Origin of the sequence: Kitasatospora sp. NPDC004615, from assembly GCF_042873545.1 — a bacterium.
Taxonomy (GTDB): Bacteria; Actinomycetota; Actinomycetes; order Streptomycetales; family Streptomycetaceae; genus Kitasatospora.
In genome coordinates this window covers 851,050-864,421 of record NZ_JBIALQ010000001.1, presented here as the reverse complement: position 1 = coordinate 864,421, position 13,372 = coordinate 851,050, and the positions used below count along the sequence as shown (strand labels likewise).

Annotated in this window: 9 protein-coding genes; 6 read left to right on the top strand and 3 right to left on the bottom strand. The window is 72.2% G+C overall.

Going from position 1 to position 13,372, the window contains the following annotated elements; genetic code table 11:
- Nucleotides 1-48: 48 nt before the first annotated feature.
- The gene (locus ACFYS8_RS03970) at nucleotides 49-828 is read right to left on the bottom strand and encodes a VOC family protein (protein WP_387635344.1); all 780 of its coding nucleotides are present in this window, start codon (nucleotides 826-828) and stop codon (nucleotides 49-51) included.
- A gap of 195 nt (nucleotides 829-1,023) precedes the next feature.
- Here ACFYS8_RS03970 and ACFYS8_RS03965 point away from each other — a divergent pair, with 195 nt between their 5' ends.
- Together ACFYS8_RS03965 and ACFYS8_RS03960 are read left to right on the top strand one after the other, a co-directional pair.
- Complete coding sequence (locus ACFYS8_RS03965) at nucleotides 1,024-1,584, top strand: DUF421 domain-containing protein (RefSeq protein ID WP_387635341.1); 561 nt, start codon at nucleotides 1,024-1,026, stop codon at nucleotides 1,582-1,584.
- A 230-nt stretch (nucleotides 1,585-1,814) separates the two neighbouring features.
- Nucleotides 1,815-3,770: an APC family permease gene (locus ACFYS8_RS03960; RefSeq protein ID WP_387636836.1), complete on the top strand. Its 1,956-nt coding sequence runs from the start codon at nucleotides 1,815-1,817 to the stop codon at nucleotides 3,768-3,770.
- Nucleotides 3,771-3,821: 51 nt separating this feature from the next.
- Here the strand turns inward: ACFYS8_RS03960 and ACFYS8_RS03955 are convergent, their stop codons facing one another.
- Complete coding sequence (locus ACFYS8_RS03955; protein WP_387635338.1) at nucleotides 3,822-5,150, bottom strand: glycosyltransferase; 1,329 nt, start codon at nucleotides 5,148-5,150, stop codon at nucleotides 3,822-3,824.
- Between the two features lie 201 nt (nucleotides 5,151-5,351).
- Here ACFYS8_RS03955 and ACFYS8_RS03950 point away from each other — a divergent pair, with 201 nt between their 5' ends.
- The 4 genes from ACFYS8_RS03950 to lpdA all read left to right on the top strand — a co-directional run bounded on the left by ACFYS8_RS03950 (nucleotide 5,352) and on the right by lpdA (nucleotide 12,513).
- Nucleotides 5,352-5,771 carry a hypothetical protein gene (locus tag ACFYS8_RS03950; protein WP_387635336.1) on the top strand — a complete coding sequence of 140 codons (420 nt, stop codon included), beginning with the start codon at nucleotides 5,352-5,354 and terminating at the stop codon, nucleotides 5,769-5,771.
- Nucleotides 5,772-5,885: 114 nt separating this feature from the next.
- Nucleotides 5,886-9,725 carry a Pls/PosA family non-ribosomal peptide synthetase gene (locus ACFYS8_RS03945; protein WP_387635334.1) on the top strand — a complete coding sequence of 1,280 codons (3,840 nt, stop codon included), beginning with the start codon at nucleotides 5,886-5,888 and terminating at the stop codon, nucleotides 9,723-9,725.
- Nucleotides 9,722-11,029: a M1 family metallopeptidase gene (locus ACFYS8_RS03940; protein WP_387635332.1), complete on the top strand. Its 1,308-nt coding sequence runs from the start codon at nucleotides 9,722-9,724 to the stop codon at nucleotides 11,027-11,029. The genes ACFYS8_RS03945 and ACFYS8_RS03940 overlap by 4 nt, the downstream gene beginning before the upstream one ends.
- Before the next feature lie 77 nt (nucleotides 11,030-11,106).
- Complete coding sequence (gene lpdA, locus ACFYS8_RS03935; protein ID WP_387635329.1) at nucleotides 11,107-12,513, top strand: dihydrolipoyl dehydrogenase; 1,407 nt, start codon at nucleotides 11,107-11,109, stop codon at nucleotides 12,511-12,513.
- A gap of 67 nt (nucleotides 12,514-12,580) precedes the next feature.
- Here lpdA and ACFYS8_RS03930 read toward each other — a convergent pair whose 3' ends face one another.
- The gene (locus ACFYS8_RS03930; protein WP_387635327.1) at nucleotides 12,581-13,228 is read right to left on the bottom strand and encodes a hypothetical protein; all 648 of its coding nucleotides are present in this window, start codon (nucleotides 13,226-13,228) and stop codon (nucleotides 12,581-12,583) included.
- Between the last annotated feature and the right edge of the window lie 144 nt (nucleotides 13,229-13,372).

The following is a 13,372-nucleotide window of genomic DNA, read 5'->3' as shown; positions in this document are numbered from 1 at the left end:
CCGCCCCGGACGGACCGGGACGGGCGGCTTCCGGTGACCGCACCGGGCCTACATCGGCTTCGGCTTGATCATCGCGAACGGCGCGCCCTGCGGGTCGGCGACCACCGTCATCCGGCCGGCCATCATGTCGAACGGCGGGACCAGCACGGTGCCCTTGCGCTTGGCCAGCGCGTCCACGGTGGAGTCGACGTCGTCCACCGCGAAGTACGTCAGCCAGTGCGCCGGAGTGCCGGGCGGGTCGTTCTTGAGCAGCGTGGCACCGCCGACCGCGCGGCCGCCGACCTCCAGCGCCCAGTAGTCCTTCGCGCCTTCCATCGGCTTGATCTCGATGCCGAACGCCTCGCCGTAGAAGGCGGTGGCCGCCGGGATGTCGCTGGTGTGCAGCTCGTTCCAGACCACCGCGCCGGCCTCGTTGACCACCTTGGCACCGGCGAACTCGAGGGCCTGCCACACGCCGAACACCGCGCCCTGCGGGTCCTGGGCGATCAGCATCCGGCCGAGCTTGCCGACGTCCATCACCGGGGCCAGCAGCGTGCCGCCGGCCCGGACGATCGCGTCCTGGGTGGCCTGCGCGTCATTGGTGGCCAGGTAGCCGGTCCACACGGTGGGCGGCTCCGGCTGGCCCTCGGGCGCCATCGCCGGGCCGATCCCGGCGACGGCCTTGCCGTTCAGCTCGCAGACCGCGTACCCGCCGAACTCGGCCGGGCCGGGCTTGCCCTGCCAGCCGAACAGGTCGCGGTAGAAGTCCAGCGCCGCCTGCTGGTTCTTCGCCATCAGATCGACCCAGCACGGGGTGCCGGTCTTGTACGGTTCGGTGACTTCGGGCATCTCTCGCTCTTTCCGGTGAGGCGTTCCGGTGCTCCCCCGCAAGTCACCCTCGCCGCGCGGCCCGCGATCCGCCACCGGAGGGCGCACCCGCCGGGCGGGTGCGGCGGCGGGGCCGTGCCGGGGATGGGCCGTCCGGGGGAGTGCCGGGCGTGGGGGCCGGACCGGTGGATCGCGCCGGTGCCTACCGTGGCGGGCATGTGGCACGACATGTTCCAGGCGGGGATCTCGCACGGCGAGAAGACGCTGCGCACCGTGCTGGTGTACCTGGCGCTGCTCGCACTGCTGCGGGTGGTCGGCAAGCGCGGGCTCGCCCAGCTGAACACCTTCGACCTGGTGGTCATGCTGCTGCTGTCGAACGTGGTGCAGAACGCGGTGATCGGGAACGACAACTCGTTGGTCGGCGGCCTGTACGGGGCGCTGGTGCTGCTGGTCACGGACTGGGTGCTGGTGAAGCAGGCGGCCCGCTGGGACTGGTTCAACCGGCTGCTGGACGGGACGCCGACGGTGCTGGGCCAGGACGGCGGGTACGACCTGCGGGCGATCACCCGGGAGGGCATCCGGGTGCCCGACCTGGACGTGGCGATCCGGCACCAGGGCGGCGACGGGGTGGAGGAGACCTCGCTGATCGTGCTGGAGCCGGGCGGCACCCTGCTGGTGAAGCTGAAGGACGGCGACCAGGTCGCCGACAAGAACGACGTGGCGGCGATCAGGGCTGCGCTGGCCGCCATCGAGTCCCGGTTGCCGGCCGCGCGGTGAGTGTTTTGTCCCGGTTTGCGGCGGTACCGGCGAGACATTGACGAATCCTTAACGGCAGCCTTTACGGCCGAAATGCCTTCGATTCGATCATCTACACGGCCTCTGGCCTGCGGAAATGCTGGAAATCCAGTCATCGGACAGACTGCTTGTCTTAACGGCAGGGGCGCATACGCTCCCGTGCTGTGTTCAACCTCCCCCAGGCGCTCAAGCGCCTTGTGATCGGCCGGGCCATGCGCAGCGAGGAGCTCGGCGAGACGCTGCTCCCCAAGCGGCTCGCGCTGCCGATCTTCGCGTCCGACCCGCTCTCCTCGGTCGCCTACGCGACCGGCGAGATCCTGCTCGTCCTCACCGTCGGCGGCACCGCCTTCCTCTACCTCACCCCGTGGGTCGCCGCCGGCGTGGTCGGACTGATGGCCGTGGTGGTGATGTCCTACCGGCAGGTGGTGCACGCCTACCCGAGCGGCGGCGGCTCGTACGAGGTGGTCTCCCGCAACCTCGGCGCCAACTCCGGCCTGGTGGTGGCCGCTTCACTGCTGGTCGACTACGTGATGACGGTCGCCGTCTCGGTGGCGTCCGGCGTCGACAACATCATCTCCGCGTTCGGCTCGCTCGCCGACCACCGGGTGGCGCTGGCCGTCGGCTTCGTGGCACTGCTGACCGCGATGAACCTGCGCGGCGTCCGCGAATCCGGCCGGGCGTTCGCCGCCCCCACCTACCTGTTCATCGGCGGCATCCTGCTGATGGTCGTCACCGGCCTGATCCGGCTCGCCTTCGGCGACAGCCCGCAGGCCCCCACCGCGGCCCTCGGCGTCACCGCCGTGGACGGCAAGGACACCCTGCAAGGGCTCGGCCTGCTGATGCTCGGCCTGCGCGCCTTCGCCTCCGGCTGCACCGCGCTCACCGGCGTCGAGGCGATCTCCAACGGCGTGCCCGCGTTCCGCGCCCCCAAGTCCCGCAACGCCGCCGCCACCATGGCTGTGATGGGCATCGTCGCGGTGGTGATGTTCGCCGGCGTCACGCTGCTCGCCCTCACCTCGCACGTCCACTACGTCGAGGACGCCTGCCAGCTGACCGGCCTCGCCGGGGACTGCCACACGTACACCCAGCAGACCGTGATCGCGCAGCTCGCCGCGACCGTCTTCGGCGGCTCCGACACGCTGCTGTTCTACTTCATCCAGGCAGTGACGGCACTGGTGCTGATCCTGGCCGCGAACACCGCGTTCAACGGGTTCCCGCTGCTCGCCTCGATCCTCGCCCAGCACCGCTACCTGCCCCGGCAGATGCACACCCGCGGCGACCGGCTGGCCTTCTCCAACGGCATCATCGCGCTCGCGGTGGTGGCCGGCGGGCTGCTCTGGTTCTACAAGGCGGACGTCACCAGCCTGATCCACCTGTACATCCTCGGCGTGTTCACCTCCTTCACGCTCTCCCAGATCGGCATGGTCCGGCACTGGAACCGGGCGCTGGCCGAGGAACGCGACCCGGCGGTCCGGGCCGCCGCGCAGCGCTCCCGGCTGATCAACGGGCTGGGTGCCGTCACCACCGCGCTGGTGCTGGTCATCGTCCTGATCACCAAGTTCACCCAGGGCGCGTGGCTGGCCGTGGTCGCCGCACTGCTGCTGTGGCTCACCATGCGGGGCATCCGCCGGCACTACGACCACGTCGCGGCGGAACTCGCCGTCGAGGACGTCGCCGCGGAGAGCTCCCGCCCCCGGCAGGTGCACGCCGTGGTGCTGGTCTCCAAGCTCCACAAGCCGACGCTGCGGGCCCTGGGCTACGCGGAGGCGTTCCGGCCGGACACCGTCGAGGCGGTCACGGTGGACGTCGAACCCGAGGCGACGGGTGAGCTGCGGGCGCAGTGGGACGCGAGCGGTCTGGACGTTCCGCTGCGGGTCCTGGAGTCGCCGTTCCGCGAGATCACCAAGCCGGTGGTCACGCACGTGCGGGAGCTCAAGGAGGCGTGGCCGGGGGACGCGGTGGCCGTGTTCATCCCCGAGTACGTGGTGGGCCGGTGGTGGGAGAACCTGCTGCACAACCAGTCCGCACTGTGGCTGAAGAGCCGCCTGCTGTTCACGCCCGGCGTGATGGTCATATCGGTGCCGTGGCAGCTGACCTCGGCGAACCGGCGCGGCGACCGCCCGGCCGTCAGCGCACCGGGCGCGGTGCGCCGGGGCGAGGGGCGGTAGTACACGCGGAGGAGCCCCCGTACCGCCGGGGGCTCCACTCGCGCGCGGGCATCAGGCCCCGCCGGGCCCGGTCGCCAGCTCGGCGATGAGCGACAGCGCGTCGTACTCGGCCAGTTCGGAGCGCAGGGCGTGCGCCCGCTCGCGGAAGGCCGGGTCGTCCAGCACCTTGTCCACGGCGGCGCTCAGCTGCTCGGCGCTCGGGCGGGCGGTGCGTAGATTGACGCCGGTGCCGCTCCACTCGACGCGGGCGGCGACCTCCGGCTTGTCCTCGGTCTCCCCGGCGACCACCAGCGGGACGCCGTACCCGAGTGCCGCTTGGACGCCGCCGTAGCCGCCGTTGGTGACCAGCAGGTCGGCGAACGGCAGCAGGGCGTCGAAGGGGATGTAGCCGGTCGCGACGGCATTGGTGGGAAGCCCTTGTAGATCGGACAGCGCGTCGTGCAGCGCCTGCGCACCGTCCGGACGGGCGGTGGCGGCCACCACCAGGAGGTCCCGGCGTTCGGCGAGGGCCCGCACGGTGGGCGCGGTCAGTTCGGTGAGGTCGACGTTGGCCAAGGTGCCCTGGGTGACCACGACGACCCGGCGGCCCGCGGCGCGGGCCCAGGACAGGGCGGGCCACCACTCGGGCTGCCACGGGTCGCGGCCGGCCGGCAGCGGAAGGGCGCCGACGAAGGAGACGTTGGCCGGCAGATCGGTGCGCGGGTACTCGAAGCCGGGCACGGTCAGTTGCAGGTAGTGGTCGGCGGACTCGGCCCGGACCCGCCCGCTGGGCCCCGCGGGCAGCCGCACCCCGGCCGCCGCGAAGACCCCGGACAGGTATGCGTGGACCGGCCGGGTGCGCTCCTCCAGACTCTCCGCCAGCACGGCATACCGGGCCCGCTCCTCCTCGTCGACCGGCGGCAGCAGGCCGAGCAGGTGCGGGGCGGTGTCCCTGCTCGGCACGCCGAGCGGGGAGACGCCGATGCTCAGGACGGTGGGCCGGTCGGCGGCGGGTGCGGAGAGAGCCAGCGCCACGCCGCCCAGGAAGAGGTTGTCGTGGATGACGGCACTGGCCGGGAATTCCGCCAACAACTGCCGCAGAGACCGGAGTTGAGCGGGCAGTGGGTCACCGAAGACATGCATGACATCCCAGGCCACCCGCGCAGGACCGGGCGGCACGGACCGGCGGGCCGGGAAGCTCGCGTCGAAGTCCCGCTCGTCGTAGTCGGCCTCGGGCGGCAGCGGATGGAACACCGCACCGGCGGCCCCGGCCCGCTCGGCGAAACGCGCGCCACCGAGGAAGGCCACCTCGTGACCGAGGTCGACGAGGTGGGCGGCGATCCGCAGCAACGGGCCGGTGTGTCCGGTCACGGGTGTGGCGGCGACGAGGATCCTGCTCATCGGGTTTCAGCTCCTGGAAGTCGGAGTGGACATGGAAAGCGAGGCCGGAGCACGCCCCCGGAGGGCGCAGACCACGGCAGGGCCGGGCGAGGGACAGCCAGTCTCGGAGGCAGGACTCGACACTTGGTGAACACGGCGGGGCAGGGCCCGGAAAGTCCGCCATCGCCGGGCCGCTCGCAGCAAGAGCGGTGGGGCGGCCGGGTGAAGAAGCGCGCGGAGGGAGCCCGGCTGCTGCGGGTCTTCGTGCTGGACTGTGAGGCCCTGTCGCTCGCGGTTCGTGGTGATCGCATGATGATCGCCCGGTTCGATCTCGCTGCCCGCGGCGAGGCGGAGATCGTCACCTCGCCCATGACTCTGGTCGAGGCGTACGACGCGCGGACCACGGAACAGCGCTGGGACTGGGTGCTGTCCCGGGTGAACGTCGCCGAACTGGGCCGGGACGAGGCGCGGCAGGCACGTCGGCTGCTCGCGGGCGCCGGCCTGCAGGGGCACAAGTATGCGATCGACGCCATGCTCGCGGTGGTGGCGCTGGGGCAGCGAGGCCAGGTGACGGTGTTCACGTCCGAGCCGGAGGATCTGGAGAGGCTGCTGCCCGACCACGTCGTGGTGGTGAAGGTCTGACAGGTCCCCGCGCCCCTGGTGTCGCTTCCCCGTTTGCTCAGATTTTCCCGGGTTGTCACGTTCCCGATGCTTATGGTTGACCGCCGGGGAACCCAGGACGAGGACCGTATGGCCATGATCACCGATTCCGAGCCCGCGTTGTTCCGTGCCCGCCCTGCGGGCCCGCCTCGGACGTTGGTGGATGTACTGGCGGCGACGGCGGCCGCGTTTCCGCAGGAGCCCGCGTTGGACGACGGGCGGCAGGTGCTGAGTTATGCCGCGTTGCTGGGCGAAGTGGAGCGGGTGCGGGGGCAGTTGGCGGGGGCCGGGGTCGGGTTGGGGGACCGGGTCGGGGTGCGGGTGCCGTCGGGTGCGAACGAGCTGTACGTGGCGATCCTGGGGGTGCTCGCGGCGGGGGCGGCGTATGTGCCGGTGGACTTCGAGGATCCGGACGAGCGGGCCGAGCTGGTGTTCGGCGAGGCGGACGTCAACGCGGTGATCGGGGCGGACGGGCGGCTGGAGAAGGTGAAACCGTCGGGCCACGAGGCCGTCCCGCCGGGGCCGGAGCACGACGCGTGGATCATTTTCACGTCCGGTTCGACGGGGAAGCCCAAGGGCGTGGCGGTGACGCATCGCAGTGCGGCGGCGTTCGTGGACGCCGAGGCGGCGATGTTCCTGCAGGAGGAGCCGATCGGGCCGGGGGACCGGGTGATGGCGGGGCTGTCGGTGGCGTTCGACGCGTCCTGCGAGGAGATGTGGCTGGCGTGGCGGCACGGCGCGTGCCTGGTGCCGGTGCCGCGCGCGCAGGTGCGCAGCGGCGCGGACCTGGGGCCGTGGCTGGCCGAGCAGGAGATCACCGTCATCTCCACGGTGCCGACGCTGGCCGCGCTGTGGCCGGCCGAGGCGTTGAACGAGGTGCGGCTGCTGATCTTCGGCGGTGAGGCGTGCCCGCCGGAGCTGGCGGAGCGGCTGGTCACCGAGGGCCGCGAGGTGTGGAACACGTACGGCCCGACCGAGGCGACCGTCGTCGCGTGCGGGGCGCTGCTGAGCGGTGCGGCCCCGATCCGGATCGGACTGCCGCTGGACGGCTGGGAGTTGGCGGTCGTCGACGAGGCGGGCGTGCTGGTGCCGATGGGTGGCAGCGGGCAGCTGGTGATCGGCGGGGTCGGTCTGGCCCGGTACCTGGACCCGGTGAAGGACGCCGAGAAGTACGCGCCTCTCACCTCGCTGGGCTGGGAGCGGGCGTACCGCAGCGGCGACCTGGTGCGGGCGGAACCCGAGGGGCTGGTGTTCCTCGGGCGGGCCGACGAGCAGATCAAGCTGGGCGGCCGGCGGATCGAACTGGGCGAGGTGGACGCGGCGCTGCAGGCGCTGCCCGCCGTGTCCGGTGCGGCGGCGGCCGTGCGGACGGCGCGCGGTGGCAATCAGCTGCTGGTCGGATACCTGGTGGCTCAGGAGGGGTTCGACCGCGAGGCTGCGGTGGCGCGGCTGCGGGCCGAGCTGCCCGCCGCGCTGGTGCCGCTGCTGGCCGCCGTCGAACACCTGCCGACCCGGACGTCCGGCAAGGTCGACCGGGACGCGCTGCCCTGGCCGCTGCCGGATCTGGAGACGTCCGGCCCCGCCGAGCAGCTGTACGGCACCGAGGCGTGGCTGGCCGAGCAGTGGGCGCAGATCCTCGGCACGCCGGTGCGAAGTGCAGGCGACGACTTCTTCGCGATCGGCGGCGGTTCGCTCGCCGCAGCCCAGCTCACCACGCTGCTGCGCGGCCGCTACCCGGCGGTGTCGGTGCTCGACATCTACCAGCAGCCGACGCTGCGCAAGCTGGCCCGGCTGCTGGAGAAGTCCGCGCAGTCCGGGGGCGAGGTGCGCACCGTCGAGCCGACGCCACGCCGCGCCCAGGCCCTGCAACTGCTGCTGATGCTGCCGCCGGTCACCCTGATCGGGCTGCGCTGGTCGCTGCTGCTGGCCGTGCTCGGCACCGTGCTGCACCTGGTCGGCGACTACCCGTGGGCCCCGACCGCGCCGTGGTGGCTGCTGCTGGCCGGTGTGGCGCTGCTGTACTCGGCGCCCGGCCGGCTGGCGATCGCCGCCGGCAGCGCACGGCTGCTGCTGCGCGGCGTCCGCCCCGGCACGTACCCGCGTGGCGGCAGCGTGCACCTGCGGCTGTGGGCCGCCGAACGGATCGCCGAGGCGTCGGGGGCGGTGCAGCTGTCCGGGTCCTGGCTGGTGCGGTACGCCCGGGCACTGGGTTGCCGGGTCGCCGCGGACACGGACCTGCACTCGCTGCCGCCGGTGACGGGCCTGCTGCGGCTCGGCAAGGGCTGCGCGATCGAGAACGAGGTCGACCTGTCCGGCTACTGGCTGGACGGCGACCGGCTGGAGATCGGCGCGCTGCGGATCGGCGCGGGCGCGGTGGTCGGCACCCGGTCGACGCTGCTGCCCGGAGCGAAGATCGGCAAGCGGGCCGAGGTCGCGCCCGGCTCCGGCGTCACCGGGCACGTTCCGACCGGCCAGCGCTGGGCGGGCGCGCCCGCCGTGAAGACCGGCAAGGCCGAACGCGGCTGGCCGAAGGAACGCCCCCGCCGTTCGGCCCGCTGGGCGGCCGTGTACGGCGCGACCGGGTTCGTGCTGTCCGCGCTGCCGCTGCTGTCGGCACTGCCCGCGCTGCTGATCGCGAGCCGGTTCGTCCACCCCGGCGACGGTCTGGCGGAGGCACTCAAGGGCGCGCTGCTCGCTCTCGTCCCGGCCACGCTCGCCTACGGGCTGGCGTACGCCGCGAAGGTGCTGATCGGGGTCCGCCTGCTGTCGCGGGGGCTGCGCACCGGGTACCACCCGCTGCACGGCCGGGTCGGCTGGCAGGCGTGGACCGTCAGCCAGTTGATGGACCTGGCCCGGGAGACGCTGTTCCCGCTGTACGCGGCACTGATCACCCCGGTGTGGCTGCGGCTGCTCGGGATGCGGATCGGCAAGGGCGCCGAGGTGTCCACCGTGCTCGCGCTGCCCAGCCTGACCACGGTCGGCGACGGGGCGTTCCTCGCCGACGACACCCTGATCGCCCCGTACGAACTGGGCGGCGGCTGGGTGCGGATCGGGCGGGCCGAGATCGGCGAGCGGGCGTTCCTCGGCAACTCCGGGATGACCGCGCCCGGCCGGGCCGTCCCCGACCGGGGGCTGGTCGGGGTGCTGTCGGCGACGCCGAAGAAGGCCAAGCGCGGCAGCTCCTACCTGGGCATGCCGCCGGTCAAACTGCCCCGGGCCGCCGACACCGCCGACCTGGCGCTCACCTACGAACCGCCGGCCCGGCTGCGCTGGGCGCGCGGCCTGACCGAGCTGGGCCGGATCGTCCCGGTGTTCGCCTCCGCCGCCCTGGCCGTGCTCACCGCCGCCGCGCTGTGCGCGCTGGACCAGCCGCTGCTGTCCGGGCTGGTGCTGCTGGCCGCCGGGCTGGTGGCCTGCGTGGTCTCCGCCGCCGCGAAGTGGCTGCTGGTGGGCCGGTTCCGGGCGGTCGAGCACCCGCTGTGGTCCGGGTTCGTCTGGCGCAACGAGCTGGCCGACACCTTCACCGAGGTGCTCGCCGTGCCCTGGCTGATCGGCCGGGCCGCCGGCACACCCGTGATGACGCTGTGGCTGCGCTCGATCGGCGCGCGGATCGGGCGCGGCGTGTGGTGCGAGAGCTACTGGCTGCCCGAGGCCGACCTGGTCACCCTCGGGGACGGGGTGAGCGTCAACCGGGGCTGCGTGCTGCAGACGCACCTCTTCCACGACCGGATCATGCGGCTGGATACTGTGGAGCTCCGAGCGGGCTCCACGCTCGGCCCGGGCGGGATCGTGCTGCCCGGCAGCACCGTCGGCGAACGCACCACCCTCGGCCCGGCCTCGCTGGTGATGCGCGCCGAGACGGTACCCGCCGACACCCGCTGGCTCGGCAACCCGATCGAAGCGTGGCACTCAAGCCAGGAGGAACAGCACCGGTGAGCGGCGATCCCTACTTCCCCCGCCACGGGGACCCGCGCTACCGCGCCCACCGCTACGAACTCGCCCTCGACTACCGGCCCGGCCCCAACCGGCTGGCCGCCTCCGCCCGGATCTCCGCCATAGCGGGCCAGGAACCGCTGCGCGAGTTCACCCTCGACCTGGCCGCGTTCCGGATCGGCAAGGTGCTGGTCGACGGCAGGGCCGCGCACTACGCGCACCGCGACGGCAAACTGCGGATCAAACCCGCCAAGGCCCTCGCCGCCGGAGCGCACTTCACCTGCGAGGTGCAGTGGTCCGGCAACCCGCGCCCGGTCCGCAGCCCCTGGGGCGGCCTCGGCTTCGAGGAGATCGAGGACGGCGCGCTGGTCGCCTCCCAGCCGATCGGCGCACCGTCCTGGTTCCCCTGCAACGACCGGCCCGCCGACAAGGCCGCCTACCAGCTGACCGTCACCACCGCGACGCCGTACACCGTGGTCACCGGCGGCCGGCTGCTCAGCCGCACCACCCGCTCCTCCGCCACCACCTGGGTGTACGAGCAGCCCGCGCCCACCGCGTCCTACCTGGTCGGGCTGGCCATCGCCCCGCTGCGCGAGTTCCCGCTGACCGAACGCGTCCCCGGCACCGTCCCGCAGATCGCCTGGGTGCCGCTGGCGCACCAGGCCGCGTTCGAGCACGACTTCGCCCGGCAGCCGCAGATGATGCGGCTGTTCGAGGAACTGTTCGGCCCGTACCCGTTCGGCGAGTACACCGTCGCCGTGGTGGACGAGGAACTCGACGTCCCCGTCGAGGCGCAGGGCATGGCCACCTTCGGCCGCAACCACGTCGACGGGCAGCGCGGCTGGGAACGCCTAGTCGCCCACGAACTCGCCCACCAGTGGTTCGGCAACAGCGTCACCATCGCCGACTGGCGGCACATCTGGCTGAACGAGGGCTTCGCCAAGTACGCCGAATGGCTGTGGTCCGAGCGCACCGGCGGCCCCACCACGCAGGCCAAGGCCGCCGAGGCCCACCGCCAACTGCGCGGCCTGCCACAGGACCTGGCCATCGGCGACCCCGGCAAGACGAACATGTTCGACGACCGGGTGTACGAACGCGGCGGCCTCACCGTGCACGCGCTGCGCCGCGCCCTCGGCGACGCCGCGTTCTTCCGCCTGCTGCGCGACTGGGCCACCGGGCACCGGCACGGCGTCGTCACCACCGACGACTTCGCCGCGCACGCCGCCCACTACACCGACCGCCCGCTGCGCCCGCTGCTGGACGACTGGCTGCACGTCCGCGCGCTGCCCGACCTCCCCGAGCTCTGAGGGTTCGCGACCTGATCTACTGATCCCATGGCCGCGAAGCCAACGTGGTCTTCGAAGTCACCGGAGGAACGAGGAACATGAGCACGCACTACGACGTGGTCGTCCTGGGCGCCGGCCCCGGCGGCTACACCGCCGCTGTCCGCTCCGCCCAGCTCGGTCTGCGCGCCGCCGTGATCGAGGCCAAGTACTGGGGCGGCGTCTGCCTGAACGTCGGCTGCATTCCCTCGAAGGCACTGCTGCGCAACGCCGAACTCGCGCACACCGTGCTGAAGGAGGCCGACCTCTACGGCATCCAGGTCGAGGGCCAGGTCTCCTTCGACTACGGCAAGGCGTTCAGCCGCTCCCGGCAGGTCGCCGACGGCCGGGTCAAGGGCGTCCACTACCTGATGAAGAAGAACAAGATCACCGAGTACGACGGCTGGGGCACCTTCGTCGACGACCACACCCTGCAGGTCGCGCTGTCCGCCGGCGGGTTCGAGATGGTCACCTTCGACCACTGCATCATCGCCGCGGGCGCCACCACCCGGCTGCTGCCCGGCACCTCGCTCAGCGAGCGGGTCGTCACCTACGAGGAGCAGATCCTCACCGAGCAGCTGCCGGAGTCGATCATCATCGCGGGCGCCGGCGCGATCGGCGTCGAGTTCGCGTACGTGCTGCACAACTACGGCGTCAAGGTCACCGTCGTCGAGTTCCTGGACCGCATGGTGCCGCTGGAGGACGCTGACGTGTCCGCCGAACTCGCCAAGCAGTACCGCAAGTTGGGCATCCAGGTGCTCACCTCCACCCGGGTCGACGCGATCGACGACTCCGACCCGAACAAGCCGGTCCGGGTCACCGTCACCCGTGACGGCAAGCAGGAGGTGCTGGAGGCCGACAAGGTGCTCCAGGCGATCGGCTTCGCGCCGCGCACCCAGGGCTACGGCCTGGAGGTCACCGGCGTGCAGCTCACCGAGCGCGGCGCGATCGCCGTGGACGGGCGGGGCCGCACCAGCGCCGAGCACATCTTCGCGATCGGCGACGTCACCGCGAAGCTGATGCTGGCGCACGCCGCCGAGGCGATGGCCGTGGTCGCCGCCGAGACCATCGCCAAGGCCGAGACCATGGAGATCGACTTCGTCATGGTCCCGCGCGCCACCTACTGCCAGCCGCAGGTCGCGTCCTTCGGCTACACCGAGGCGCAGGCCCGCGAGCTCGGCTACGACGTCAAGGTGCAGAAGTTCCCGTTCACCGCGAACGGCAAGGCGCACGGCCTCGGCCAGCCCGTCGGCTTCGTCAAGGTGATCTGCGACAACACCCACGGCGAGCTGCTCGGCGCGCACCTGATCGGCCCCGAGGTCACCGAGCTGCTGCCCGAGCTGACGCTGGCCCAGCAGTGGGACCTCACGGTGCACGAGGTCGGCCGCAACATCCACGCCCACCCGACGCTGGGCGAGGCCGTCAAGGAGGCTATCCACGGCCTCGCCGGCCACATGATCAACATGTAGTCCGAGTCCGTGGCGCCGCCCCGGTTCCCTTCGCTTCGCGGCGGAGGGGGCCGGGGCGGCGCCGCTTTCAGCTCTTTCGGAGCAGCACCGGCAGGCCGGACTCGAGGTGCTCGAAGAGCCGGCCGCCGTGCACGCCCGGCGCGTCGAAGATGTCGTCCTCCTCGTCGCCGCCGGCCCGCAGCACCTCCGGGACGAGGACCTCGGCGGCGGGCGGGGAGGCGACCTCGCGGCCCAGCTCGGCCAGCGCGTACGGCGCGGCGAGCACCGGGCCGGTCAGGGCGCCGCCGATCTCGTCGGGGAAGAAACCGGCCGAGAGGATCGTGACGCCGGCGTGCAGGTCGCCGCCGATCATCACCAGCTTGTCCGTCATGTGGCCGACGAACGCCCCGACCCGGACGCTCCCGCGCACCAGCAGCTTGGCGTCGCCCTCCAGGTGGATCGCCCCCGCCGTCAGGTCACCGAGCACGACCAGCGCCGGGCAGCCGTCGTCCACGTTGAGGATCGCGCCGTCCACCGTCAGATCGCCGTCGATGACGAAGCCGGTGCCGTACGGCTCGGTGGCGTCCAGGTCGAGCGCGCCCGGGACGGTCAGGCTGCCCGAGTGGACGTCGTAGGTCTCGTTGTAGAGGTTCTCGTAGCTGCTCAGCGGCAGGCCGCGGCGCTCGAAGAGCGCGACGGATTCGCCCCAACTGCGGGGCGTGGCAGTGATGTTCATGGTGCGGAGTGTGGCACGCGGAGGTGACGGCCGAGGCTTCGGAGCGCTCTCGGAGCGGGCTCGGAGCGGGCCCTGGTGTTCTTGTCTCACACCGCACCGGCCGACCGGACGGGCGGAGGGAAACCAGACAGAGGAGCACATCAT